This window comes from Pseudomonas sp. KH_017 (assembly GCF_057840285.1).
Map to the genome: position 1 here is coordinate 2,094,012 of NZ_CM174509.1, position 26,192 is coordinate 2,120,203.

The following is a 26,192-nucleotide window of genomic DNA, read 5'->3' on the forward strand; positions in this document are numbered from 1 at the left end:
TGACCCAATGAGCAAAAAACTCAGAGCGGCCATTATCGGCCCGGGCAACATCGGCACCGATCTGCTGATGAAAATGTGCCGATCGCAATGGATCGAGCCGGTGTGGATGGTGGGTGTCGACCCTGAATCCGAAGGCCTGAAACGTGCCCGGGAAATGGGCATCAAAACCACCGCCGGCGGTGTCGATGGCTTGCTGCCTCACGTACTCGACGATGACATTCGCATTGCCTTCGATGCCACCTCGGCTTACGTGCACGCGGAAAACAGCCGCAAGCTCAACGAGCTGGGGGTGATCATGATCGACCTCACGCCAGCGGCCATCGGCCCGTTCTGCGTGCCGCCGGTCAACCTCAAGGAGCACGCGTCGAGCCTGGCGATGAACGTCAACATGGTCACCTGCGGTGGCCAGGCGACCATCCCTATGGTGGCGGCGGTGTCGCGGGTGCAACCGGTGAGCTACGGCGAAATCGTCGCAACGGTTTCTTCCGGTTCGGTCGGCCCGGGCACGCGGCAGAACATCGACGAATTCACCCGCACCACCGCCGGTGCGGTGGAGAAGATCGGCGGCGCCCGTCGCGGCAAGGCGATCATCGTGATCAACCCGGCCGAGCCGCCGTTGATGATGCGCGACACCATCCACTGCCTGACCGATGACGAGCCGAACCAGGATGCGATCCGCACCTCGGTGCTGGAGATGGTCCGCGAAGTTCAGCGCTATGTGCCCGGCTACAAGCTGATCAACGGGCCGGTGTTCGACGGGCGCAAGGTGTCGATTTTCATCGAGGTCGAAGGCCTCGGCGATTTCCTGCCCAAGTCCGCCGGCAACCTCGACATCATGACCGCCGCCGGATTGCGCACCGCCGAGATGTTCGCTGAAGAAGCCCACAAGGGCACCCTGCAACTGCCTGTCCGTTGAGTGGAGAATCCCGATGAATTTGCAAGGTAAGAGCGTCCGTCTGCATGACATGAGCCTACGCGACGGCATGCACGCCAAACAGCACCAGATCAGCATTGAACAAATGGTCTCGGTGGCCACCGGCCTCGATGCGGCCGGTGTGCCGCTGATCGAAATCACCCACGGCGATGGCCTGGGTGGTGCGTCGCTGAACTACGGTTTCCCCGCCCACAGTGACGAGGAGTATTTCGCCGCGGTGATCCCGCAGATGAAACAGGCCAAGGTCTCGGCGCTGTTGTTGCCGGGGATCGGCACCCTCGACCACCTGAAGATGGCCCACGAACACGGCGTGTCGACCATTCGCGTCGCCACTCACTGCACCGAGGCAGACGTGTCCGGCCAGCACATCGGCATGTCGGCGAAGATGGGCCTGGACACCGTCGGCTTCCTGATGATGGCGCACATGGTCAGCCCGGAGAAATTGCTGGAGCAGGCGCGGCTGATGGAAAGCTACGGCGCCAATTGCATCTACTGCACCGACTCGGCCGGCTACATGCTGCCCGATGAAGTGACGCAAAAGATCGGAGCCCTGCGTGCCGGACTGAACGCCGGGACCGAAGTCGGTTTCCACGGCCACCACAACATGGGCATGGCCATCGCCAACTCCCTGGCCGCCATCGAGGCCGGTGCTGCGCGGATCGACGGTTCGGTCGCGGGCCTTGGCGCGGGGGCGGGCAATACGCCGCTGGAAGTGTTTGTCGCGGTGCTGGAGCGGATGGGCGTCAACAGCGGCGTCGACCTGTACAAGATCATGGACGTGGCCGAAGACCTGGTGGTGCCGATGATGGACCAGCCGATCCGCCTCGACCGCGATGCGCTGACGTTGGGTTATGCAGGGGTCTATAGCTCGTTCCTGTTGTTCGCCAAGCGGGCTGAGCAGAAGTACGGGATTGCTGCTCGTGAGCTGCTGGTGGAACTGGGGCGGCGTGGCACGGTGGGGGGGCAGGAAGACATGATTGAAGACCTGGCGTTGACCCTGTCGCGGGCCAGGGGTGTACTGCCGACCTGATTATTGCGGCAACGAAAAAACCACCGATCCGGTGGTTTTTTTATGGCCGGTGGAAACCGCGCTCAAGGCATCAGATTACGCACCACGGGCGGATAACAGTTGATGGCCGAGCTCGAACAGCTGAAGTAGGCTGTGGTCGGTCGGTAGGCTTCATTCTTGAACAATTCACACAGGCTGGCGGTGCTGCCGGCACAGACGATGATGAACAGGGCGCAGGTGGCTTTTCGCATGGCGAGCCTCGAAACGGATTTTTGTTGTTGTAGCGATACGTTATGACGGCGTGCGGAGCGTGACTTCGTCCGAATGGACTAGGCGATGGCTTGAAAGCGCTGCAGGCCCCTGTGGGAGCGGGCTTGCTCGCGAAGGCGGTGGGTCAGACGCCATGGATGTTGGATGTGCCGGCCTCTTCGCGGGCAAGCCCGCTCCCACAAGGTGATTTGGCGTTCCCGGGATTTGTGTCTGGCGGTGATCCCCTGTGGGAGCGGGCTTGCTCGCGAAGGCGGTGTGTCAGGCGATGTGGATGTTGGATGTACCGGCCTCTTCGCGGGCAAGCCCGCTCCCACAAGGTGATTTGGCGTTCCCGGGATTTGTGTCTGGCCTTGATCCGCTGTGGGAGCGGGCTTGCTCGCGATGGCGGTGTGTCAGGCGATGTGGATGTTGGATGTACCGGCCTCTTCGCGGGCAAGCCCGCTCCCACAAGGTGATTTGGCGTTCCCGGGATTTGCGTCTGGCGGTGATCCGCTGTGGGAGCGGGCTTGCTCGCGAAGGCGGTATGTCAGGTGATATGGATGTTGGATGTACCGGCCTCTTCGCGAGCAAGCCCGCTCCCACAGTTTTTTTGTGTTGTGTCAAACGCGTTGGGCGAGGGCGCCAATTGCCATGAACAGCGCCGCAATCGCCCGGGCCTCGTGCAGTTCGCCACGGGCCACCAGTTCGGGGATTTGTGCCAGTGGGATGCGCAGACATTCCAGGGGTTCGGGTTCGTCGCCTTGCAGTTGGCAGGGGCTCAGTTGTTCGGCCAGTACCACCCGGTAGCGATGGCACAAATGCCCTGGTGCCAAGGTCAGCTCGCCCAGCTCGGTGAGGCGTGCTGCGCGCATTCCGACTTCTTCGCTCAGCTCGCGCTGCGCCGCCTGCAAATAGTCTTCATCGGGCTCGGCGCCGCCCTTGGGCAGGCCAAGAATGGTTTTTTCCACTCCGACCGCGTATTCGCGCACCAGCAGCACATGCTCTGGATCGGGCATCGCCACCAGCATCACCGAGCGATAACCGGTGCCGCGCAGGCGTTCGTAGACCCGCTGCTGGCCGTTGCTGAATTGCAGGTGCAGGGCTTCGATCTGAAAGTGGCCGCTTTGCGCCAGCAGTTCAGTCTTGAGGATGGTTGGGCAGTTGCGCATGGGGTAGTCCCCTGTTTGGGATAAAGACACTGTGCGCTGTGCAACGGGGGCCGCCATCGTCCGAGCGGACGAGGGCGGCAATGAGGGTCAGCCGAGGGTCGCCACGCTGCGCAGAATCAGGCGCACCAGCATGGTCTGGCGGGTCACGCCGGTCTTGGAGAAGGTCGAGCGCAGGTGTGCCCGCGAGGTGTTGCGGCTGATGCCCAGCTCCTCCGACGCTTCGTCGAGGGTCAAGCCGTTGGCCAGCAACATCGCCAGCTGGGTTTCCGCCGGGGTGAAGTCGAACAGTGCGCGAACGATTTCCTGCGGTGCGGTGGACTGTTGTTCCGGGTCGCTGATGAAAATCACCACGGTGGGGCACTGCTTGCCTTCGCTCCAGTCGGTCAATGGCACCGAGCGCACGATGATCCCCAGGTCCGCTTTGCCGGACGGCCGCTGCACGCGCAGGGCTTCGACCACCGACGGGTTGCTGCTCTTTTGCGACAGCAGCGACTGTTTGACCAGTCGGCGGAACTCCTGGGTGTCCCGGGCCGTACCGACCTGCAGGCCATCGTTGACCAGTTTGATGCCGTCCTTTTCCTGGATCAGCCGGTCGGCGACCTGGTTGGTCTGCAGGACCTTGCCGGACTCATCGAGGATGATCGTTCCGACTGCCATCTGGTTCACCGCGCCGGCGTACAGGTTGCGCTCGGCTTCAATGCGGTTGAGTTGCATGTGGATCTTGATCGAACGTTCCAGGTGCGGGATGAAATGCGTGAGCATGGCCTTTTCTTCATTGCCGAAAGGCTTGTCGTCACGTCCGCGGCTGATGCGAATGCGGCACTGGGCGCCGTCGACGGTGTTGATGTCGGCGCCGAGGATGTGGAACACGTCAACCGGTTCAAGGAAGTTCTTGTAGAACTCGGAATTCTGCCAGTCGTCGTTGGAGACGAACTCGGCGAGGGTCACGACCTGGCGGTTGGGCAGGTCGACAAACGGGTCAAGACTGAAAAAGTGTTTGTTGTACGACGCGGTCGCCTCGGTCGAGGTGCCGGTGGTGTTGACCATCAGGCCGTCCACGTGGGCGCTGGGCGGACGCAGGATGAAGGTCACGTACTTGCTGTTCAGATGCACGTTGAGCTGATTGAGAAAGGTGGCCCAGGGAATGGTTTCCAGCGGACCCTGATAGAGGTTGCCGATCAAATCACTGAACGTATCGAGGCTGAGGCTCTGCTGCATGGGGAAAAACCGTTTTTATTATTAGCATTGGCGGTGGCCGAGAATAAGCGCCGGTATCGACTCCTTGCAACGCTTGGGCTCAGGGCCTGACAGGCGGCTGCCGGTCAGGCCCGGGGCGGGCGAAAAGCCGCTGGCGTCAGACCCGTTCGCTGGCGCGCACGACAAACTTCTTGTGTTCGGCAACGTCGGCCGACAGTGCTTCCACATCGGTGTAGAACTGCTCGTACCAACGACGCAACTGGTAGACCGGACCGTCGCCGTCACATAGCAGCGGGTTGTCGACGCGGGTCTTGCTATGCCAGATGGCCACGTCTTCGTAGAAGGCTGCCTGCGCCTGCGCCACGTAGGCCTTGGCCATCGCCTGGTTCTGCTCTTCGCTGAGCCCCGGGATCTTTTTCACCAGCACGCCGTAGCGCAGGGTGAAGCTGTCCAGATCGATCGGCACGTGGCAGTTGAGCAGGATCGAATGGATCGGCTGGCCGTTCATGGCGCCGTTCATTTCGGTGATCTGATAGGCCGGGCCGAAATAAGTGGCTTCGGTGGCCAGCACACTGTCGCCGGACAGGCGCTCACTGCGGGCGCGCATGATCTGGGTGGCCAGGTGGCCCTGGAAAATGTTGATGAACTCTTCGACCGGCGCGCCGTGCACGGTGCCGAAGTGCGCCATGTCGGCGATGTTGTCGATCAGTTCGCGGCAGTTGGTGCCAATCTGCAATTCGGCGACTTCCCACGCCGCCCATTCGTCGCTGTAGCAGGCGTCGATGCGCGGAATGCGTTGTTCCGGCAGCGGCGGGTTGCCTTCGGGGTCATTCCAGACGAACAGCAGCTGGTTCTCTTCCATGATCGGCCAGCTTTTGATCCTGGCCCGTGGCGGAATGCGCTTGGCATATGGGATGTCATCGCATACGCCATCGGCGCCCCAGCGCCAGGCGTGGAACGGGCAGCGGATCGAGTTGCCTTCAACGCAACCGGTGCTCAGGTCGGCACCCATGTGCGGGCAGTAGCCATCAAGAATATGCAGTTCGCCGTCTTCACCCTGGAACGCCACCAGGCGGGTGCCGAACACCTCCAGGCGATGGGCCTTGCCATCGCGGTATTGCGAGGCCAGGCCCAGGCAATGCCAGCCGCGGGCGTAACGGTCTTCCAGCAGTTTGGCTTCGATGCGGTGCAGGGTACTCATCTTATTATTCTCCCAAGGGATCACGGGTTTGGCGCATGTAACGGATTCTGCCGCCCCTGTAAAAGCGGGCATCGTCTGAATGGACGATGGCTGCTTCAAGTAGGCCGGCTCTACTGGCGACATTGGACCCATGGCAGGAGTAGGCGATGAGTAATGAACAAGGGCTGGTAGCGGTGATTACCGGAGCCGCCAGTGGTATTGGCCGAGGCCTGGCTGAACACGCGGCGACGCTGGGCATGCGCCTGGTGCTGGCGGATCGGGATGCAGCGGGCCTGCAAGCCCTGTGCGACGAATTGAAGGCCCGCGGTGTGCAAGCGATTGCCTGCGTCACCGATGTCGGTGAAGTGAAGCAGGTCGAGCGCTTGCGTGACCAGGCTGTCGAGCACTTTGGCGGGGTCGACCTGCTGTTCAACAACGCTGGGGTGATGCAAACCGGCTTCAGCTGGGAAATCACCGAGGCGCAATGGCAGCGCATACTGAACGTCAACCTCAACGGCGTGATCAACGGCATTCGCAGCTTTGTGCCGCTGCTGCTCAGTCAGGGCCGGGTAGCCCATGTGATCAACACGGCGTCCCTTGCCGGGCTGGTCAGCAGTCCGTTGATGGCACCGTACAACGTGACCAAGCAGGCCGTGGTCGCGCTCTCGGAAACCCTGCATTACGAACTCGCCATGCTGGGTGCACCGGTGTCGGTTTCGGTGCTGTGCCCGGGGCCGGTGGCCAGTGAAATCATGGCGTCGAACCAGATGGTGGGCACCGCCGGATCCGACTTCAGTCAACTGCTCGACAGCACCGTTCGCCAGGGCATGACCCCGGCGGAGCTGGCTGCGCAAGTGTTCGCCGCCGTCGCGCAAAAGCGTTTCTGGATCCTGCCCCACAAGAGTTTCAAACCGGCCCTTGAACGCCGTCTGCAAAGCATCCTGGGAGAAACCAATCCGCAGTTTCAAATGACTGACGTAGAGGATGATGCCCATGCCGCTCGATAAGCAGATCGCTGGAGTACTCCAGCAGTTTCGCGACATCCCGGAGCCCGACTTCAGTCAGGTCGATCCCGCACAGTACCGGCAGTTCTCCGACAACCTGCTGCCGGCCATCCCCGGCGATCCGATGAGCGAGGTGCGGAACTTGCGGGTGGCCGGCGCGGACGGTGATCTGGACGCACGGCTGTACCGGCCATCGGAAGAACCCAACCTGCCGTTACTGGTGTTTTTCCATGGCGGCGGATTTGTCATGGGCAATCTCGATACCCACGACAATCTCTGCCGTTCATTGGCCCGTCAGACCGAGGCGGTGGTGGTGTCGGTCGCCTACCGACTGGCTCCGGAAAACAAGTTCCCGGCTGCACCGCTCGATTGTTACGCGGCCACCTGCTGGCTGGTTGAGCACGCAGCTGAACTGCGCGTCGATGGCAGCCGGCTGGCCGTGGCCGGGGACAGTGCCGGGGGCAATCTGGCGCTGGCTGTCAGTCAGTTGGCGGCACGACGCCAGGGGCCGAAGATCAGTTATCAGTGCCTGTTCTATCCCGTTACCGACGCAGGTTGCGACTCTCGGTCCTTCGAAGACTTTGCCGAGAGTTATCTGCTTTCCGCCGGGATGATGCGCTGGTTCTGGCAGCAATATCTGCAAGACGTTGGGCAGGCGGATGATCCTTTGGCCTCGCCACTGCGCGCCGAGAGCCTGGCGGGATTGCCGCCAACGACCCTGATTACCGCCGAATTCGACCCGTTGCGCGATGAAGGCGAGGCAATGGCCGAGTGCCTGCGCGAGGCCGGTGTGCCTGTGCGCGTCCAGCGTTGTGACGGCATGATCCACGGCTTTATCAGCATGGCGCCCTTTGTCGAAGGGGCGGCACGTGCCTTGTCCGATGCGGCGGCCGACCTGCGCGGGGCACTCCAGTGAACGGCCTGGCTTTCAACACGGTGCCGCAACTGATCGAGGCCATCGGTGCCGGTCGGATGGTGGTGATCACAGACGACGAACACAACGGCGAAGGCTCGTTGCTGATAGCCGCCGAACAGGCCGGGGCCGAGGCCGTCACCTTCATGGCGGTGCAGGCGCGCGGGCTGATTTGCCTGGCCCTGACCGAGCAGCGCTGCCGCGCGCTGGGCCTGGACCTGATGGTGCCCAACTCCCGGGCGCAACATGGCGTGGGTTTTACCCGCTCGATCGAAGCCGCCACCGGGGTGTCCACGGGTATCTCGGCGGCAGACCGGGCGCGGTCGATCCAGGTGGCGGTCGACCCGGCCAGCGTTCCGGCAGACCTGGTGCAGCCGGGGCACATTTTCCCGGTGCAGGCGTTGCCCGGTGGCGTGATGCAGCGGGCCGGTCATGTCGAGGCCGCTTGCGACCTGACGCGACTGGCGGGGCTGCAACCGGCGGCAACGCTGGTGGGCATTCTCAACGAGGACGGCGAACTGGCCCGTGGCGCCGAGTTGCATGACTTCGCCCAGCGGCATGGCTTGCGGATCGGCACCATTGCCGACCTGATTCACTATCGCATCCTGCATGAAGGCACGATCGAGCGCGGCGGCGAATATCCGTTGCATACCCGCCATGGCGAGTTCCAGGTGACCACCTATCAGGACACCTACCAGGGCTCGTTGCACATGGCGCTGGTCAAGGGCCGGATCGACAGCACGCAACCGGTGCTGGTGCGGGTGCAAAGCATCGAGACGTTGCGTGACGTGCTGGGGTGTGAACGCGAAGGCGGGCCGCAACAGTGGACCCTGGAGCGTTCGCTGGCCAGTATCGCGGCGGCCGGTAGCGGTGTGCTGGTGCTGCTGGCGCAAAAGGAAACCGCCGAGGGCGTGCTCGAACAACTGCGTCAGCGCAACGCAGGCAAGCACCTGGCGTCACAGTTTCCGCAACGGACCCTGGGCATCGGCGCGCAGATCCTGCGTGACCAGAACGTACGCAAATTGCGCCTGATGAGCTCGCCGGTGCCGTACAAGGCCGTGTCCGGGTTTGATCTGGAAGTGACGGAGTTCGTGCCGTTCCAGCCGGCTATCTAAAGCCAACACCTAAATCTGTGGGAGCGGGCTTGCCCGCGATGGCGGAGTGTCAGTCAACATCTATTTTGAATGTGCTGACCTCATCGCGAGCAAGCTCGCTCCCACAGGGTTAATGGGTGTATGCAATATCTGCGAGCAGCCGAAATCATTGTGGGAGCGAGCTTGCTCGCGATAGCTATCGATTGGTCACATCCAGTCAAAAGCTTACCCAACGCTCAAGCATCCACCGGTCTAGCCTTCCTCCTGAATTCACCATGGAGAGGGCAAAGGAATGCCGGATTTACCCGCTTCACATCGCCTGCGCACAGGCCGCTATCCTGAACCCAACAGGATCTACCTGCTGACGAGCAACACACTGGGCCGAGAACCGGTTTTCAAGGAGTTCGGTTTGGGCAGGCTGGTCGTCACGCAATTTCAATATGCACAGGAACAATACTGGGCGAACTCTTTAGCCTGGGTCGTCATGCCTGATCATTTTCATTGGTTGATCGAGTTGCAGCAGTGCTCACTCAGTCAACTGATGCAAAAAACCAAATCATTGAGTACGCGGGCTGTGAACATGACCTCTGGTCGTAGCGGCAGTCTTTGGCAGCAGGGTTATCATGATCGGGCGCTGCGGCGGGATGAGGATCTGGTAAAGCTTGCTCGATATGTCGTCGCCAACCCGTTACGTGCTGGGTTGGTGGAGAAGCTGGGTGATTATCCGTTGTGGGACGCTATCTGGGTTTGATCCGTAACCGCGTTGCCACCATCGCGAGCAGGCTCGCTTGTATGCTAGGACTTGAAGGGAGGAGGAGGGACAAGGCTCGATTCTGACTGTTAGCGCAGTACAGATCCGTGGGAGATTTCGCCCCTCCTCCTTTCACCCAAGCGCCGATAAAGAATGCATCTGGCTAGACCGACGATAGGAACAAGCCTGCGCCTCTGGGTGAGCCCTTCAAGTGCTCAAAACCATATCTCGGGGGATGTTCAATGGCAATGCCGGTTTCTGCTATCAAACCAATCGTGGGCGTGGATGTCGCCAAGAATGAATTGATGATCTATCAGGCCGAACTGGATCTGCTTGAGACGCTTCCCAATAACAAGCCAGCCATCAAGAAATGGCTGAAAGCCTTGCCGGCACCGGTCGATGTCGCGATTGAGTCGACCAATATCTATCACCTGGAGTTCGCCGACCTGGCCCATGAGGCCGGTTGCACCATTTACATGGTCGGCGGCTATGAACTGAGTCACTACCGCAAAGGTGTGAAGGTTCGCGCCAAAACGGACGCACTGGATGCAAAGTTGCTCGCTCGTTATCTGAAGAACGAGTATGAAGAGCTCCATCCATGGATTCCGCCATCGCCGCTGTACCGCTGCCTCTTGAGCCTTTTCCGCCGGCGCGCGGCGCTGGTTCAGGCGCGGGTTGGCCTGGTGCAGAGCTGGACAAATGAACCGCTGCTCAAAGCCGCTTTTGCCGAGCAAGTGGCCTCCATGCAGAGGCTTGAAGGGCTGGTCGAGAAAATGATCAACGACCGCCTGAAAGAGGCCGGCTTGCTTGCCCAGTTGAAGCGTTGCATGAAAGTTGAAGGTATTGGTTTTCTGACTGGCGCCCGCTTGATCGCGGCCTTTCAGCGAGGCGATTTCAGAAATGCAGATGCCTTCATCGCGTTTTTGGGGATGGATTTGCGGGTATCGCAGTCAGGACAAAAAGACGGTCGCCGCAGCCTGACAAAGCGAGGCGATCCGGAGGCGCGTCGGCTTTTGCACAACGCTGCCATGTCGGCCAGCCGCACAGCCGCCTGGAAAGGTTTTTACCAAGAACAAAGAGCTAAAGGGTTCAGTACTACGCAGGCACTGGTGATCTTGGCCCGTAAACTGGCCCGGATCGTATTTGCACTGCTGAAAGGGCAAGGTGAATACCAACCGAAAGCAGGTTGAGGGCTTCCCCTCAACCATAGAATCTCCCACAATGATTTTTTGGATACCCGCAGATATTGCGTACACCCGCTAACCCTGTGGGAGCGAGCTTGCTCGCGATGGCGGAGTGTCAGTCGACAACTGTTTTGAATGTGCCGGCCTCATCGCGAGCAGGCTCGGTCCCACACTGGTTTTTGGTTATCCGCAGATATTGCGTACACCTGCAATCCTGTGGGAGCGAGCTTGCTCGCGATGGCGGAGTGTCAGTCGACAACTGTTTTGAATGTGCCGGCCTCATCGCGAGCAGGCTCGGTCCCACACTGGTTTTTGGTTATCCGCAGATATTGCGTACACCTGCAATCCTGTGGGAGCGAGCTTGCTCGCGATGGCGGAGTGTCAGTCGACAACTGTTTTGAATGTGCCGACCTCATCGCGAGCAGGCTCGGTCCCACACTGGTTTTTGGTTATCCGCAGATATTGCGTACACCCGCTAAATCCTGTGGGAGCGAGCTTGCTCGCGATGGCGGAGTGTCAGTCGACAACTGTTTTGAATGTGCCGGCCTCATCGCGAGCAGGCTCGGTCCCACACTGGTTTTTGGTTATCCGCAGATATTGCGTACACCTGCTAATCCTGTGGGAGCGAGCTTGCTCGCGATGGCGGAGTGTCTGGCGACATCCATGTTGAATGTGCCGGCCTCATCGCGAGCAAGCTCGCTCCCACAATGGTTTTTGGTTACCCGCAGATGTTGCGTACACCTGACAACCCTGTGGGAGCGAGCTTGCTCGCGATGGCGGAGTGTCTGGCGACATCCATGTTGAATGTGCGGGCCTCATCGCGAGCAAGCTCGCTCCCACAATGATTTTTGGTTACCCGCAGATATTGCGTACACCCGGTAACCCTGTGGGAGCGAGCTTGCTCGCGATGGCGGAGTGTCTGGCGACATCGATGTTGAAAGTGCCGGCCTCATCGCGAGCAAGCTCGCTCCCACAATGGTTTTGTGATGAACACCGTTCCGCGCTGGCTTAAGGCTTGATCCCGTGCAACATCTTCTTCGCCTGGTCCTGCAGCGCCTGCGGCGCGGCCATGTTGCCGTCGATCACGGTGATCACCGCATGGCCTTGCCACAGTTGATAGGCATCGGCCTTTTGCTGGACTTCGGTCGGTGTCGACGGCGGGGCCAGGTTGACGTGGACCACGCCGTCGGCGCCGCGCTGCGAGGTGAAGTTCACGCGATCCCAGTTGCCGATCGGCGCAAAGCTCACGCCTTTGACTTCATCGGGTTTCAGGGGCGGGTAGTTGAGGTTCAGACCGCTGACACCCGGCAGGCCGAGCACGTTCAAATCACACTGATGTTTGTTCCTGGCGCAGGCTTGTCTGGCTTCTGTACCGGCCAGGCTCGCCTGTTCGATGACCTTCACGGCAAAGCGCGCCGTGTCGTCCATGGCGCCGAGGGTCTTGCGGTAGCCGGCCTGCTGGTCGCGGATGATCAGGTCCATGTCGATGGCCGTGGACACCGCCACCGCCGGAATCCCCTTGAACATCGCCCGCACCGCAGCGTTGAGGGTGCCGGACATCTGGGTCAGCGGGCCGACGTTTTCGCCAAAGTTGCTGCCTGACACCACCAGGTCTGGCCGGTTGTCCTTTAGGATCACGTCGAGGCCGACATTCACCGCATCCACCGGCGTGCCGATGGCAGAGGTCTTGCCGGCAGGCGGGGTGTAGCCCTCCGGCGGCCCGACGCAAAATTTGCCCGGCGACAGTTCGGTCACCGCCAGCGCTTGGCCGGGCACGACCACGCTGGCAGCACTGATGCCACTGCTGTCGTTCAACGGGCCAACGAGGGTGACCTTGTGCCCGGCGGCGGTCAGGGCGCGGTACATCGCATCGATGCCGGGTGCGCGGCAGCCATCGTCGTTGGTCAGCAAAATGTTCAGGGCGTTGGCTTGCATCGACAGGCCAACGCTGGCCATGGCGATGATGCCGGTAAGGAGTTTGTTCATGGGGGAGTCTTCCGTGGGAGGAGCGGATTTGACAGAGCATGACGCCCCGACCAAATGAATCGGTCGGAGCGTCAGAGGTTTAGCGGGTGCCGAGCTTGCGCAGGTTGCCGGCGGTGAAATCGTCGTCGACGAAATTGCTGGCATTGAGCTTGGCAGGCTTTTGATCGACCAGCATGCGGTCAACCAGGTAGGAGCCTGCGATCAGGTCGTGGTAGATGCCCAGACGGGAGTGGAAACGCTCGATGTGATAGGCGTAGATCGAGGTTTGCATGTTGGTGCGCCACAGTTGCCCACGGCTGTCGTAGTTGTCTGCCAGGGCAGCCTGCCAGCTGTCCTCGTCCAGGTAGAGCACACGCTTGGCATAGAGGTGCCGTGCGTTTGGCTTGAGCGTGGCCTGCACGATCCACACGCGGTGTTTCTCGTAGCGCATGATATCCGGGTTGATGTGACCGGTGGTGGACAGGATCTGTTCGATGTTTACGTCAGGCTGGTCGATCTTGTAGTTGTTGTACGGAATGTAGATCTCTTTTTTACCGACGATGGACCAGTTGTAGCGATCCGGGGCGCCGTTGAACAAGCGATCTTCATCATAGACCCGGAAGCCGCCCGCACCGCTAGGCGAGTCGTAGCCGACGGTCGGCGCGCGGCGCACGCGGCGTTGACCCGGGGAGTATTGCCAGGCTTGCCGAGGTTCGGCGGTGGCATTGATGAACTCGTGACCGACGACGATCTCACCCTTCTTGCGCACGGGTTCCAGGGTGGTGAGCAAAAAGTGCGTGAGGATGCCACCGGATGTGTCCAGGGTCTTTTTGGGGTCGGCCCACACCGAAAAGATCTTGTAGTCGACCTTCTCCGTCACCCGATTTTTGTCGGGATAGATCACTGCCTGTTGGTAGACGGCCTCTTCGGTGAAGGACCGCCCTGACATGGTGTGGTTGAGGATCAGTTCGTTGCCGTTCTTCGGAATCGGGAAAGGCGAGGCACCGAAGGCATTGCTGGTGTCGTTGCCGTCGTTTGAGAGCTCCGCGTTCAGGGCGTTTTTCTTGATGCCGTCTTCGGTGAGCTGATCGACACGGAAGTCGCGATGGCTCGGGTACACCGGCATCTTGAAAGAGTCCGGGTAGCGCTTGAACAACGCTTTCTGGCCGTCGGTGAGGTTGGCGGCGTACTTGTCCATGTTCTTCGAATCGATCACGAACAGTGGTTTTTCCGCGGCGTACGGGTCCGGGTACGGCGTGCCTGTACCACCGAATGTGAGACCCGGCGGCAGACCGCGCCATTTGCCGGACCAGGCCGGGATGCTGCCGTCGGCGTTGCCGGCTTTTTCGGCGCCCATCGGGGTCAGGTCCTGGCCCAGGCGGGCGGCTTCTTCGGGGCTGACCTTGGCGTAGGCCAGGCCACTGCCGAGCAGGCCGACGGTCAGCGCGGTGCTCAATAATGTTTGGGTGAATCTGGACATGCTGTGCTCCTCCGACAGGGGAATCAGAACCGGTACTTGAAGTTGAGTGCGACGTTGTCGCGGTCGGCCAACGGGCTGTTGTTGGCACTGGCGAGGTAGGCGTTGTAGCGGGCCTCGACGGTGAAGTTGCCCAGGTAGCGCCACGAACTGCCGATGCTGGCGCGGTTATCGTTCTGGCCGGCGTTGATCGAGCCGACCATCGAGCTGTCGCCGTGGGCGGCGGCGCTGAAGGTGACAGGCACCGACATGTCCCATCCGTTGAACACGTTGTTGTAGTCAAAGTTCGCCTGCACCGTGTAGCCCCAGGCATCGCGGTCATAGACCAGGCTGTCGGTTCCCGGCAGCGCGAAGCCAGGGGCCAGGGTCACTGGCTGCGACTTGTCGTTGCTGACCACGGTGTTGTAGACCACCTCGCCGGTCAGGGTGGTGTTGTCGGCGAAAGAAGTCGGGCCGAGCACGTAGATCATCGACGTTTGCGCTTGCACGGTCTTGCCGCGCACGGGGCTGGAGAAACCGTTGTCGACCATCACCGGCGTACCGTCGCGGTAGCTGACTTCACCGGCCCAGCTGACGTCGCCCAGCACCGTGGCGAAACTCGCGCCGAACAGGTCGATGTTGTCGAAGTAGCGCACCTGATAGCGGCCCAGGGTCGATGCGAAGTCCAGCGACGGGGTCTTGTCGTGATAACGCGAGTAGTAGATGCCGAACTCGGTGTTTTTCAGCGACTCGGCGGCGTAGGTGAAGGCCAGACCGTACTGGCCGCTGTCGCTCGGTTTGTCGTCCTTCAGGCGGGTTATGAAACCGGAGGCGTCGTTGAAGCCGCCCTCATCGATGAAGTCGGTGGTGGAGAAGTAGCTACCCACGCCGAACAGCTCGGTTTTCTCCCACTTGTATTGGTAGTAGGCCTGGATACCCAGGCTTTCGGTCAGGGCGAACTGGGTGAACAATTGGCCGACCGGCAGCAGGATTTCCTTGACCTCGACGCCCGGGGTGGTCGCCTTGGTCGCGTCCACCGGGCTCTGGGCCGCGGAAATACCCGGATAGAACAGACTTTCACCCCAGCTCACCACCTGGTTACCCAGGCGCGCGTTGAGGGCGTGGCCGCTCACGTCCCAGGTGCCATAGGCGTAGTAATCGAGCATGCGCAGTTCATTGCGGTGCTGGTCGATGGTGTCCTGGGAGAAACGGTCGGGTTTGCTGCAATGGCCGCCAGCGAAGCAGTTCGAGGTGCCGGTGGTGTTGTCGTTGTCCTGATCGTAAACGTTGTCGTAGAAGCCCGTTGCCCGGACGAACACGCCGTAGTCGTCCTGCCACTTGATGTTGGCTTCGGTGAGAAAGCCGCTGCGGTTGTTGATCAGGCTGCCTTTGTCGAACGCGTTGTCGCCATCGTTGCCGTTAGCGTTGGCGGTCAGTTTGTGATCGCGAGCCTCGGTCCGCCAGGCGAGGCTGTACGTCAGTGTGGTGTCCCAGTCGATGCTCAAGTCTTCGCTTGGCTGAAAGCTCATGGCGTTAACGTGAGCGCTAAGTCCGCCAGCCAGCATCAATAGAACAAGCTGTACGCGAGGGTGCTGTGTTGGTGGGGCGATTATTGTTTTTATCATGTCGTCCTCATGGCCCAGGTCAGACCTGCCCGACCTGCATTTCAGGGGGTGATTGGTGCTGTGGGCGACTATGGAGTCACCAATTGTGCGCAACATCGTCCAAGCGGACTAAGCGATTTGTACAGGGCAGTTGCAGTTCTGGCCTTAGTCTTATCGGACGATGAACACCCGGCGCGCGCGGCGAACAATCCCGAGACCGACTGCACCGGGCGAAGATCCGGCGGTGGCGGTTTCTGCCTGATGGGCGCTGAACAAGGGTGATCGCATGAACGCTGCCGGGATCAAATGGGACGAGTGCTGTGATGTATTGGTGATTGGCTCGGGAGCCGGGGGCATGACCGCTGCGCTGCGCGCCCACGACCTGGGGTTGAATGCGCTGCTGATCGAAAAGAGCGGCGAGTACGGCGGCACCTCGGCGGTGTCCGGCGGCGGCATCTGGATCCCCAACAACCACCGGATCAATGCGATTGGCGGCAGCGATTCGGCAGCCGAAGCGATTGCCTACATCCGCGCCGTGACCCATGGCGAGATCGACGACGGGCGCATCGAAGCCTATGTCGAGCACGGCCGGGAGATGGTCGAGTACCTGGAAAAACACACCCGCGTGCGCTTCGAGGCGCAACCGCGCTACGCCGATTACTACCCGGAGGTCGAGGGCGGCAAACCGGGCTATCGCTCGATGGATCCGCAACCGTTCGATGCCGCCGAACTCGGTGAAGAATTTTTGCGCATGCGCGCACCGTCCCCCGGCACCCTGATGATGGGGCGCATGGCGATGACCATGAAAGAAGCGCAAGTGTTGCTGTGCCGCGGCCCCGGCTGGTTGCGCCTGACCCTGCGGGTGATGTGGCGCTACTGGCGTGATCGCGAGGGGCGGCGCTTGTCCCGTCGCGACCGTTTCCTGACCCTGGGCAATGCCTTGATCGGTGCCTTGCGCTGTTCGTTGCAGGATCGCGGCAAGTCGCTGTGGCTCAACTGTGCGCTGGAAGAGCTGCTGCTGGTCGACGACCGGGTCGGCGGGGCGCGGGTCAATCGCAACGGTCAGCTGCTCAACGTCAAGGCGCGCTACGGGGTGATCATCGCCGCCGGTGGTTTCGAGCGTAACCAGGCGATGCGCGAGCAGTACCTGCCGCAGCCGTCCCGGGCGAACTGGAGTGCCACGCCGCCGAACAATACCGGCGACGGCATTCGCGCCGGTCAGGCCATCGGCGCGCGGACCGCGTTGATGGAACATAGCTGGTGGGCGCCGACCACTTACGTCAAGGGCGAAGAAAAACAGCGTGCGCTGTTCGTTGAACGCACCTTGCCGGGGTGCGTGATGGTCAACGCAGCGGGGGAGCGTTTCGTCAACGAAGCTGCGCCCTATACCGATATCGTTTACGCGATGTACGCCAACAACCGCGAAGGCGCCGAGAGCGTGCCGTGCTGGATGGTGTTCGACGCCGAGTTCCGCCGCAAATACCCGTGCGGTGCCTTGCTGCCGGGTTATGCCCAGCGCGACTGGCAATTGCCCGAGCACCTGCGCGACTACTTCCACAAGGCGTCGAGCCTGGAAGAGCTGGCGGCGAAAATCGGCGTCGACGCGGGCGGGTTGGTGCGCACCGTGCAGCGTTTCAACGGCATGGCCGTGCAGGGTGTCGACGAGGATTTCCACAAGGGTGAATCGCTGTTCGATCGCTACTACGGCGACCCCAACGTGCAACCCAATCCGTGCCTGGCGCCGTTGCTCAAAGGGCCGTTCTATGCCGTGCGAATCGACGCCGGCGACATCGGCACCAAGGGTGGCCTGCTGACCGACGTGCACGCCCGTGTGTTGCATGAAGACGGCGAACCGATCAGCGGTCTGTACGCCATCGGCAACAGCGCCGCCTCGATGATGGGCCGCACCTATCCGGGCGCCGGTTCGACCATCGGCCCGGCCATGACCTTCGGTTACCTGGCGGCCAATCACATCAAGCGCCAGAGCGAAACCGCTTCGGCGAAAACCTTGTTCGGGAGTGTCGAATGAATCACCCACGTCAACAGATCGCTGTCGTTACCGGCGCCAGTCGCGGAGTGGGCCAGGGCATCGCCTTGGCCCTTGGGGCGGCCGGCATGACCGTGTACGTCACTGGTCGCGCCCCGACGCAGGGCGGATCGAATTTGTACGGGCATGCCTTGCACGGCTCGCTGGAGGACACCGCCGTCGCGATCACCGCCGCCGGCGGGCGCGGTATCGCGGTGGTCTGTGATCACGCCGATGACGCGCAGGTTCGGGCGTTGTTTGCCCGCGTAGAAGAAGAGTGCGGACATCTGGATTTGCTGGTGAACAACGCTGCGTTCATCCATGACCAGTTGATCGAACCAGGACCGTTCTGGGCCAAGCCGCTGGAGCTGGTGCGCATTCTCGACGTCGGTCTGCGCTCGGCCTACATCGCCAGCTACTACGCCGCGCCGCTGTTGCTGAAAAGTGCCCAAGGGCTGATTTGCTTTACCTCGTCGTTCGGTGCCGGGTGCTACATGCATGGCCCGGCGTACGGCGCGCAAAAGGCTGGAGTCGACAAACTGGCGGCGGACATGGCGATCGATTTCGAAGGGCAGGGCGTGGCGGCGTTGTCGCTGTGGCTCGGCCCGCAACTGACCGAACGCACCAGGATTGCCGGCGAGCAGCATGGCGAGCAGTACCAGGCGTTTCTGGCCCACGCCGAAACCCCGCAATTCAACGGGCGGGTGATTCATGCCTTGCTCAATGATCCGCAGTTGATGGCGTTGTCCGGGCAGACCCTGATCACCGCCGAAATCGCCCCTGGCTACGGCATCACCGAAGCCGAAGGCCGCCAGCCACCGTCCCATCGCGCTATGCTCGGCGACCCGCGCCAGCAGCATCCGGCGCGGGTGGTCTGACGCCGTCCTCACGGCACACGCACGACACCTGTGGGAGCGGGCTTGCTCGCGATGACGGAGTGTCAGCCAACGTCTATGTTGACTGACCTGACGCTATCGCGAGCAAGCTCGCTCCCACAGGTGATCTGTGTCGAACGCGAAGTCTGAGGACACCCTCGAACACTGTGGGAGCGAGCTTGCTCGCGATGACGGAGTGTCAGCCAGCGTCTATGTTGACTGACCTGACGCTATCGCGAGCAAGCTCGCTCCCACAGGTGATCTGTGTCGGACGCGAAGTCTGAGGACACCCTCGAACACTGTGGGAGCGGGCTTGCTCGCGATGACGGAGTGTCAGCCAACGTCTATGTTGACTGACCTGACGCTATCGCGAGCAAGCTCGCTCCCACAGGTGATCTGTGTCGGACGCGAAGTCTGAGGACACCCTCGAACACTGTGGGAGCGAGCTTGCTCGCGATGACGGAGTGTCAGCCAGCGTCTATGTTGACTGACCTGACGCTATCGCGAGCAAGCTCGCTCCCACAGGTGATCTGTGTCGGACGCGAAGTCTGAGGACACCCTCGAACACTGTGGGAGCGAGCTTGCTCGCGATGACGGAGTGTCAGCCAGCGTCTATGTTGACTGACCTGACGCTATCGCGAGCAAGCTCGCTCCCACAGGTGATCTGTGTCGGACGCGAAGTCTGAGGACACCCTCGAACACTGTGGGAGCGAGCTTGCTCGCGATGACGGAGTGTCAGCCAGCGTCTATGTTGACTGACCTGATGCTATCGCGAGCAGGCTCGCTCCCACAGGTGATCTGTGTCGGACGCGAAGTCTGAGGACACCCTCGAACACTGTGGGAGCGAGCTTGCTCCCACAGGGATTGCGATTAACCGACTGGTTGCAGTGCCCACTCGCGCAACACATTCTTGGTCACTTTCCCCGCCGCATTGATCGGCATCTTCTGCAGCACCTGCACCCGGCGTGGAACCTTGTAGTTGGCCATCTGCTCACGGCACCAGGCGAGGAACCGCGCCTGTTCGATTTCCATACCCGGCGCGGGCAGCAGGAACGCCATCGCCACTTCACCCAGGCGCTCGTCAGGAATGCCGATCACCGCTGCCTGGGCCACGCCCGGATAGGTCAGCAAACACTGTTCGATCTCCGCCGGATACACATTGAAGCCGCCGGTGATGAACATGTCCTTGAGGCGATCGGTGATGCGCAGGTAACCCTGTTCGTCGAGCATGCCGATGTCGCCGGTGTGCAGCCAGCCGTCGGCGTCGAGAATCTCCTGGCTGGCTTCGGGGTTGTTGAGATAACCCTGCATCAGGTTGTAGCCGCGAATCTGCACTTCACCGGGGATGTTGGCCGGCTGGCTGCGACCGCTGTTGCCGACACAGCGCACTTGCACCCCCGGCATCGCCCGGCCGCTGGTGTTGGCGACCAGTTCCGCGGAGTCGCCGGAGCGGCAGATCGTGGCGAAACCGCAGACTTCCGTCAGGCCATACGCGGTGACGATGGTGGCGAATCCGAGTTCGTCGCGCATGCGGTGGATCATCTCCACCGGGATCGCCGCCGCCCCGGTCACCGCCACGCGCAAGGAGCTCAGGTCGAATTCACCGCGTTGCGGATGGGCCAGCAACGATTGATACAGCGTCGGCGGCCCGGGCAACACGGTGATGCGTTCGCGTTGCACGCATTCGAGCGCGGCCTGCACGTCGAACACTTGCTGCGGCAGGAGGGTGCAGCCACGCATCAATGCGGCCAGCCACCCGGCCTTATAGCCGAAGGAATGGAAGAACGGATTGACGATCAGGTAGCGATCGCTCTCGCGCAAACCGACGATATCGCTCCAGTCGCGCACGATGCGCAGGTTCTGGCCGTGGCTGGTCATCACACCTTTGGGCTTGCCGGTGGTGCCCGAAGTAAACAGCACGTCGGACAGGGCCTGCGGGCCAACGCTCTGTTCGCGGGTGCGCAAGGCCAGGTGCGGCACGTCGGCCGCCAGGTCCATAAACCGTTCCCAAGCCAGGGTGCCCGAGTTGGCGCCGCGCACGCTGACGATGTGGCGCAGCTCAGGCAGGTCTTCCGACGCCAGCATGCCGGGGTAGTCCGCGCCGAGGAATTCACCGATGGCAAACAGCACGCAGGTGCCGCTTTTGCGCAGGATGTAGCCGGCCTCGCTGCCCTTCATCCGGGTATTGAGCGGCACCAGGGCGGCACCGACGCTTTGCAGGGCGCCAGCCGCAACGATCCATTCCCACACGTTGGGCGCCCAGATCGCCACGCGGTCCCCGACCTGTACGTCGAGGGCCAGCAGTGCGCGGGCAGCCTGGCGGCGCAGTTGGTCCAGTTGTCGGTAGCTGATGGTGTGGCCCGCGTCCTCGATGGCCGGGCGGTCGCCGTAGGCCTGGGCAGCGTTGGCGAACAGTTGAGCAATGGTCAGTGCGGTGGCGACAGGCGGCATGGGGCCTCCCCGGTTAGAAGACAAGTACGAGAAAGGGAGTAGGCCGGGCAGGGCGCCCGGCTGGATAACGAATTACTGCGCGGGCGGGGCGAAACGGCGGCCGGCGGAGAAACCACCGTCCACGGCGATCATCTGGCCGCTGACAAAGGACGCTTCGTCGGACGCCAGGAACAGCGCGACGTTGGCCACTTCTTCCGGTTGCCCGGAGCGGCTGAGCATGTGTTGCGAGGCGAAAAACGCGTGGACCGCCTCATTTTCGCGGACCATGCTGGTCATCGGCGTTTCGATCAGGCCCGGGCACAGGCCGTTGACGCGAATGTTGGCATAGCCGTAGTCGATGGCCATCGAGCGGGTCAACTGGTTGATGCCGCCCTTGGACACGTTATAGGCGACGTTGCCGTCGCAGCCTTGCAGGCCGAAGATCGAACCGACGTTGATGATCGAGCCGCCGCGTTGCGACACCATCGATTCCAGCGCGTATTTGCTGGTGAGCATGCTGCCGGTCAGGTTGATGTCCATCACCCGTTGCCAGGCGGCGGTGGTGGTCTGGGTCACGCTGCCCTGGTCGGCGACGCCGGCGGCGTTGACCAGCACGTCGATGCGCCCGAAGCGGCTGACGACTTCTTGCATGACTTGCTGCACCTGCGCTTCGTCGCGCACGTCCAGGGTCATGAACAGGCCGGGAAAGTCTGCCGGTGCGCTACCGATGTCCAGCCCGACCACTTGCGCGCCTTCGGCGGCGAAACGGCGCACGCAGGCCAGACCGATCCCCGAAGCACCGCCGGTGACCACCGCAACCTTATTCTGCAAACGAGCCATAACTGCACCTCTTTATTGTTGTGGGCTAATGCTGTGGCCGAGTCTAACTGCAGACCGGGCCTGAGTGATCGTCCGTTGAGACTAAGGCGATGGCGCGCCTCAGTCGGGGAATGCTGTTCACTGTAGGAGCGAGCTTGCTCGCGAAAAACGTCTAGGCACCGCGTTCATGCCGGCAGGACGCGTTATCGTTGACGTCCATCGCGAGCAAGCTCGCTCCTACAGGGATATGCGTATCTTCAATCCGGGAATTTCAGGCGTACTTTCGCCCCGGTCGGACGGCTCTGGCAGGCCAGGGTCCAGCCGTCGGCCAGTTCCTTGGGCGTCAGCACATCGTTGCGTGCCAACTGAACCTCGCCTTCCTCGACCACGCACATGCAGGCCCCGCAGAAACCTTCTTCACAGGACGACGGCACGTCGAGGCCAGCGGCTTTGCAACTTTGCAGCAAGGTATCGCCGGGCTGGCAGGCGATTTCGTGTTGCTGGCCATCGAGCTCGACGATCAGCGCTTCGCACTGCGACCCCATCGCTGCCTCGCGGGCAAGGGCCTCTTCGGCCAACAGTTCATCGGGATCCGGCGGCGAGACGAAGCGTTCGACATGAATCCGCTCGGCCGCTTCGCCCAGTGCCAGCAGCGTGCGCTCCACGGTGTCCATGAACGGTCCCGGCCCGCAGATGAAGTAGTCGCCGCCGGCCGATCCGCGCAGCAGATGACGGACCTGATGGTCCGTCAGGAACCCCTGCACCGAATCGAGGACGTGCACCACGTGCAGTTGATCAGGATGCGCCTTGATCAACTGGCACAGCTCGTCCTTGAAAATCACCGACGCCTCATCGCGGTTGGCGTAGATCAACTTGATCGGCCGCCGGCTGCTGTGCAGCACCGATTTGAGAATGGAAAACACCGGGGTGATGCCCGAACCGCCCCCGAACAGGACCAGGGGCTTTTCGGTGTCCGCCTGCGGGTCCAGGCAGAAATGTCCGGCCGGTGGCAGCACTTCCAGCCAGTCGCCGACCTGCACTTCGTTCATCCAGTTCGACACCCGGCCACCGTCGACCCGTTTCACCGTGACTTTGGGCAGCGCGTCCGCGAAGGGCGAGCTGGCCATGGAATAGCAGCGGGTCAACAGTTTGCCGGCGAAGGGCACGCGAAAACTCAGGAACTGGCCCGGTTTGTAGCGAAAGCGCTCACGCAGGGTTGGCGGTACGTCCAGCACCAGCGAGCGCGCGTCAGCGGTCTCGTCGATCACCGCGCACACTTGCAATGAGACGCTTGCCGTCGTGTGTTCGGCCGGGGTCAGGTTCTGTTGTTGCGTGCCCATGTTCACCTCGGCCTCAGAGCCCGCTGATCAGTTGGGCGTTGTCGACGCGGATCTCGGCACCGTTGACGAATCGCGACTCGTCGGCGGCCAGGAACAGCACCACGTTGGCAATGTCCCGTGGCGCGGCCATGCGGTTCATCGGGTCCTGGTCCAGCGCTTCCTGCGGGATTGGCTGACCACCAGCCAGGGCCTGGGTCATCGGCGTGTTCACGCCATCCGGGTGCACGCTGTTGCAGCGAATGCGGTAGCCCTGCTGCTTGCAGTGCAGCGCAATGGAACGGGTCATCGCCGCCACCGCGCCTTTGGACGCCGAGTAGGCGCAGAACATCGGCATCGCGCCCAAGGCCGCCACCGACGACATGTTGATGATCGAACCGCCACCGGTTTCCTTCATGGCCTGGATCGCGTACTTGCAGCCGAGGAAGTAGCCTTCGCCGTTGATCTTCTGCACCTTCTGCCACAGCTCCAGGGTGGTGTCTTCGATGCTACCCAGCGCCAGGATCGCGGCGTTGTTGACCAGTACGTCGAGACGGCCGAAGTGTTCGACGGTGGTCTTGACCACGTGTTGCCAGTCGCTTTCGCTGGCGATGTCATGGCGGATGAACAGCGCGTTGGCGCCGATTTCTGCAGCCACCTGGCGACCGGCCTCTTCATTGAGGTCGGTCAGTACCACTTTGGCGCCTTCGCGGGCCAGCAGCAGGGCGTCTTCGCGACCGATGCCGCTGGCGGCGCCGGTGATGATGCAGACTTTGCCTTCTACACGTTGCATTGTTGTTCTCCTGATCGTGCGGTTTGAAGTGCGAATTGGTCGGCCACATGGGCGGCAGCCCGGCGACCGGAATAAATGCAGTCGGCCAGTGACAGGCCGGAGACATACAGGTTGGAAGCGACCCCGACCGCATTGCGGCCGGCGCTGTACAGGCCGCTTATTGGCTGGCCGGCGTGGTCCAGCACCCGACCGCTGTCTTCGCAGACCTTCAGCCCGCCGAGTGTGATGACCGGGCAGGGGAAGAGTTTGCTGTCAAAGGACAGGTCGAGGGCGTACCACGGGCCTTGGTCGAGGTTGGTGAGCATTACGGCGGATTTGCCAAACTCGTCGGCGACCTCACCGCGTGCTGCTCGGGAGTAGCGTTCGACACTTTGGCGCAGCAGTTCGGGTGGCAGGTTGCAGCGTTTGGCCAACCCGGCCAGGCTGTTGCTGCGCTTGGCGTTGAACAGCAGATTGAGCAGCACCGGCAGGCGCTGGAAATTCCAGACTTTGCCGGGGCCGACCTGACGCAGCGCTTCGCGCACCAGCTCACGGTTGAGCACCAGGATGGCGCGGCCGTCCTGCTCTTCGACCATGGCGTGGCCTAGGGTCGCGCCGTAGATTTCTTCGTTGGCGTATCGCTGTCCGCGAGCATTGACGATCAGCCCGCGAGCCCAGGCCAGTGGCGGGTTGATGAAGCGCCAGGCGCTGATCTTGTCCATCCGCGCCACGCCGCCACCGGCGCTCTGGCCCAGGGCGATGCCGCTGCCATTGCACCCGGTGGCGCCCAGCGGCAGACCGGCCAGGTACTGCGGCGCGTGTTGGCGCACCAGATCGCGATTGAAGATAAAACCGCCGCTGCTCAGCAACACCGCCTGTTCGGCGCGAATCAATTGCCGAATGGCGCTGGTCTGTTCGATGCGACGCTGACGGGCGTGCAAGCGGTCGGCCAACGCCGGAGCGTACATATGAATGGCGGCGGCCCAGCGTGACAGACGCGCATGTTGTTTGGCGGCACGGCTACCCGACGGCAATTGCCAGGCTTCGACACCGAGGACCTTGTCGTCGAGGTCGAGCACCAGTCGCCGCACTTCGCACTGGCTGCGCAGGCGCGCGCCGTGACGCAAGGCGCTGGCCTTGAGCGGGGCGAACAGGCTGGCGCCGGACATGCCCGGGCCTTTGGTGCGGTGTCCACGGGGCGCCGGCTTGGCGCTGGCGGCGTAGGCCGGCACGGCTTCGTTGCCGGAGTAATAGAGGTAGTACTGGTCACTCGGGTATGAGGTTTTGTGCGGCGGCACGCTGGCCTCGAACGCCGCGCCCTGGCGCTCCAGCCAGGCCAGTTGCTCGCGGCTGCCGTCGCAGAAATTGCGCAATGTCTCGTGGCTGACCGCTTCGCCGATTTCCTGGCGCAGGTAATTGAACATGGCGTCGCTGGTGTCTTCATAGCCAGCCTGATGCTGATACGGCGTGCCACCGCCGGCATAGACCACGCCACCGCTCAGCGCCGTGGCGCCGCCGCCTTCGAAGCGATCCAGTGCGAGCACTGACAGGCCGCGAGTGCTGGCTTCGATGGCGGCACAGGCGCCGGCACCACCAAACCCGACGATCAGCAAGTCGCAGCGGTCATCCCATGGCAACTGGTCGGCGCTGTTCACTCGCAACGCCGTCAACCCGTTCACGCCGTCCATGTCCAGGCCTCAGCCGGCTACAGCGAAGGAAGGAGTGGGTTTGGCGGTGGTGGTGTAGCTGCCGTCGAGGTAGACCAGCGGGGTGATCGCATCGGTGGTGTGAATCTGCAGGATGCGTCCGATGAACACGGTGTGGGTGCCGTAGCTGAAGTGGCCGTCCTGGCGGCAGAGGATCGCCGACTGCGCGTCACCCAGGTAGGGAATGCCGCCGGGGCTGGTCAGCCAGTTGCCGCGGTCGAAGCGTGCTTCGCCCTTGATTGCGCCGCTGCACAGGTTGGCCAGGTCTTGTTGTTCGACGCCCAGGATGTTGACGCAGAAGTCGGCGCCGGTCGCCAGTGCGGCGTGGGGCGAGGCGGTCTTGTTGACGCAGATCAGCAGCGATGGTGGTTCGGTGCTCAGGGAGTCGACCGCGGTGGCGGCCATGGCGAAGCGTTCGGAGCCGTTGCTGGTGCTGATTATGGTGACTGACTTGGCCAGGCGGCGCATGGCCTGGAGCATGTCGGCTTTGAGATTGACGTCGTTCATCGCACTGGGCCTTTTTGTTGGTTGGGGAGTGC

At 62.1% G+C, this 26,192-nt stretch carries 22 protein-coding genes; 9 read left to right on the top strand and 13 right to left on the bottom strand.

Annotation, left to right across the window (positions count from 1 at the left end):
- Window positions 1-7 precede the first annotated feature (7 nt).
- Window positions 8-916, top strand: a complete 909-nt coding sequence (locus AC3IT6_RS09555; protein WP_095944326.1) for an acetaldehyde dehydrogenase (acetylating) — start codon at window positions 8-10, stop codon at window positions 914-916.
- A gap of 13 nt (window positions 917-929) precedes the next feature.
- On the top strand, window positions 930-1,964 hold the full coding sequence (gene dmpG / locus AC3IT6_RS09560) for a 4-hydroxy-2-oxovalerate aldolase (protein ID WP_102702278.1): 1,035 nt from the start codon (window positions 930-932) through the stop codon (window positions 1,962-1,964).
- Between the two features lie 62 nt (window positions 1,965-2,026).
- Here the strand turns inward: dmpG and AC3IT6_RS09565 are convergent, their stop codons facing one another.
- The 4 genes from AC3IT6_RS09565 to AC3IT6_RS09580 form a co-directional block, all read right to left on the bottom strand.
- Window positions 2,027-2,194 carry a hypothetical protein gene (locus AC3IT6_RS09565; protein WP_489355033.1) on the bottom strand — a complete coding sequence of 56 codons (168 nt, stop codon included), beginning with the start codon at window positions 2,192-2,194 and terminating at the stop codon, window positions 2,027-2,029.
- Window positions 2,195-2,812: 618 nt separating this feature from the next.
- Entirely contained in the window at window positions 2,813-3,361 is a 549-nt protein-coding gene (gene nudE, locus AC3IT6_RS09570; protein ID WP_489355035.1) for an ADP compounds hydrolase NudE, read from the bottom strand.
- An 87-nt stretch (window positions 3,362-3,448) separates the two neighbouring features.
- Window positions 3,449-4,579 (bottom strand): helix-turn-helix transcriptional regulator, encoded by a 1,131-nt coding sequence (locus AC3IT6_RS09575; protein WP_095967425.1) that lies wholly within the window; start codon window positions 4,577-4,579, stop codon window positions 3,449-3,451.
- 136 nt (window positions 4,580-4,715) lie between these two features.
- Window positions 4,716-5,759, bottom strand: a complete 1,044-nt coding sequence (locus AC3IT6_RS09580; RefSeq protein ID WP_489355036.1) for a 3-ketosteroid-9-alpha-monooxygenase, oxygenase component — start codon at window positions 5,757-5,759, stop codon at window positions 4,716-4,718.
- Window positions 5,760-5,905: 146 nt separating this feature from the next.
- On the opposite strand from AC3IT6_RS09580, the gene AC3IT6_RS09585 reads away from it, so the two are divergent.
- The 5 genes from AC3IT6_RS09585 to AC3IT6_RS09605 all read left to right on the top strand — a co-directional run bounded on the left by AC3IT6_RS09585 (window position 5,906) and on the right by AC3IT6_RS09605 (window position 10,690).
- Window positions 5,906-6,745, top strand: coding sequence for an SDR family NAD(P)-dependent oxidoreductase (locus tag AC3IT6_RS09585; RefSeq protein ID WP_489355038.1), 840 nt, complete (start codon window positions 5,906-5,908; stop codon window positions 6,743-6,745).
- Window positions 6,732-7,658 carry an alpha/beta hydrolase gene (locus AC3IT6_RS09590; protein ID WP_489355040.1) on the top strand — a complete coding sequence of 309 codons (927 nt, stop codon included), beginning with the start codon at window positions 6,732-6,734 and terminating at the stop codon, window positions 7,656-7,658. Before AC3IT6_RS09585 ends, AC3IT6_RS09590 begins: the two co-directional genes overlap by 14 nt.
- Window positions 7,655-8,770: a 3,4-dihydroxy-2-butanone-4-phosphate synthase gene (locus AC3IT6_RS09595; protein ID WP_489355042.1), complete on the top strand. Its 1,116-nt coding sequence runs from the start codon at window positions 7,655-7,657 to the stop codon at window positions 8,768-8,770. The genes AC3IT6_RS09590 and AC3IT6_RS09595 overlap by 4 nt, the downstream gene beginning before the upstream one ends.
- A 271-nt stretch (window positions 8,771-9,041) precedes the next feature.
- Window positions 9,042-9,500 carry an REP-associated tyrosine transposase gene (locus AC3IT6_RS09600; protein ID WP_223449212.1) on the top strand — a complete coding sequence of 153 codons (459 nt, stop codon included), beginning with the start codon at window positions 9,042-9,044 and terminating at the stop codon, window positions 9,498-9,500.
- 242 nt (window positions 9,501-9,742) lie between these two features.
- Entirely contained in the window at window positions 9,743-10,690 is a 948-nt protein-coding gene (locus tag AC3IT6_RS09605; protein WP_489352329.1) for an IS110 family RNA-guided transposase, read from the top strand.
- Window positions 10,691-11,692: 1,002 nt separating this feature from the next.
- On the opposite strand, the gene surE is transcribed toward AC3IT6_RS09605, so the two are convergent.
- From surE to AC3IT6_RS09620, 3 genes are all read right to left on the bottom strand, one after another.
- Entirely contained in the window at window positions 11,693-12,670 is a 978-nt protein-coding gene (gene surE / locus AC3IT6_RS09610) for a 5'/3'-nucleotidase SurE (protein ID WP_489355045.1), read from the bottom strand.
- A 79-nt stretch (window positions 12,671-12,749) separates the two neighbouring features.
- Window positions 12,750-14,129: a DUF1329 domain-containing protein gene (locus AC3IT6_RS09615; protein WP_489355047.1), complete on the bottom strand. Its 1,380-nt coding sequence runs from the start codon at window positions 14,127-14,129 to the stop codon at window positions 12,750-12,752.
- Between the two features lie 23 nt (window positions 14,130-14,152).
- A complete protein-coding gene (locus tag AC3IT6_RS09620; RefSeq protein ID WP_489355049.1) occupies window positions 14,153-15,634 on the bottom strand; it encodes a DUF1302 domain-containing protein in 1,482 nt (493 codons plus the stop codon).
- A 361-nt stretch (window positions 15,635-15,995) separates the two neighbouring features.
- On the opposite strand from AC3IT6_RS09620, the gene AC3IT6_RS09625 reads away from it, so the two are divergent.
- Window positions 15,996-17,738, top strand: coding sequence for an FAD-binding protein (locus tag AC3IT6_RS09625; protein ID WP_489355051.1), 1,743 nt, complete (start codon window positions 15,996-15,998; stop codon window positions 17,736-17,738).
- Window positions 17,735-18,613, top strand: a complete 879-nt coding sequence (locus AC3IT6_RS09630; RefSeq protein WP_489355053.1) for an SDR family NAD(P)-dependent oxidoreductase — start codon at window positions 17,735-17,737, stop codon at window positions 18,611-18,613. The genes AC3IT6_RS09625 and AC3IT6_RS09630 overlap by 4 nt, the downstream gene beginning before the upstream one ends.
- 867 nt (window positions 18,614-19,480) lie before the next feature.
- Here AC3IT6_RS09630 and AC3IT6_RS09635 read toward each other — a convergent pair.
- The 6 genes from AC3IT6_RS09635 to AC3IT6_RS09660 all read right to left on the bottom strand — a co-directional run bounded on the left by AC3IT6_RS09635 (window position 19,481) and on the right by AC3IT6_RS09660 (window position 26,160).
- Complete coding sequence (locus AC3IT6_RS09635; protein ID WP_489355055.1) at window positions 19,481-21,061, bottom strand: FadD3 family acyl-CoA ligase; 1,581 nt, start codon at window positions 21,059-21,061, stop codon at window positions 19,481-19,483.
- Between the two features lie 72 nt (window positions 21,062-21,133).
- Entirely contained in the window at window positions 21,134-21,880 is a 747-nt protein-coding gene (locus AC3IT6_RS09640; RefSeq protein WP_150759513.1) for an SDR family NAD(P)-dependent oxidoreductase, read from the bottom strand.
- 236 nt (window positions 21,881-22,116) lie between these two features.
- On the bottom strand, window positions 22,117-23,199 hold the full coding sequence (locus tag AC3IT6_RS09645) for a 2Fe-2S iron-sulfur cluster-binding protein (protein WP_489355057.1): 1,083 nt from the start codon (window positions 23,197-23,199) through the stop codon (window positions 22,117-22,119).
- A 13-nt stretch (window positions 23,200-23,212) separates the two neighbouring features.
- Window positions 23,213-23,968 carry a glucose 1-dehydrogenase gene (locus AC3IT6_RS09650; protein ID WP_056722377.1) on the bottom strand — a complete coding sequence of 252 codons (756 nt, stop codon included), beginning with the start codon at window positions 23,966-23,968 and terminating at the stop codon, window positions 23,213-23,215.
- Window positions 23,956-25,635, bottom strand: a complete 1,680-nt coding sequence (locus AC3IT6_RS09655) for an FAD-binding protein (RefSeq protein ID WP_489355060.1) — start codon at window positions 25,633-25,635, stop codon at window positions 23,956-23,958. The genes AC3IT6_RS09650 and AC3IT6_RS09655 overlap by 13 nt, the downstream gene beginning before the upstream one ends.
- Window positions 25,636-25,644: 9 nt before the next feature.
- The gene (locus AC3IT6_RS09660; protein WP_223449199.1) at window positions 25,645-26,160 is read right to left on the bottom strand and encodes a flavin reductase family protein; all 516 of its coding nucleotides are present in this window, start codon (window positions 26,158-26,160) and stop codon (window positions 25,645-25,647) included.
- Between the last annotated feature and the right edge of the window lie 32 nt (window positions 26,161-26,192).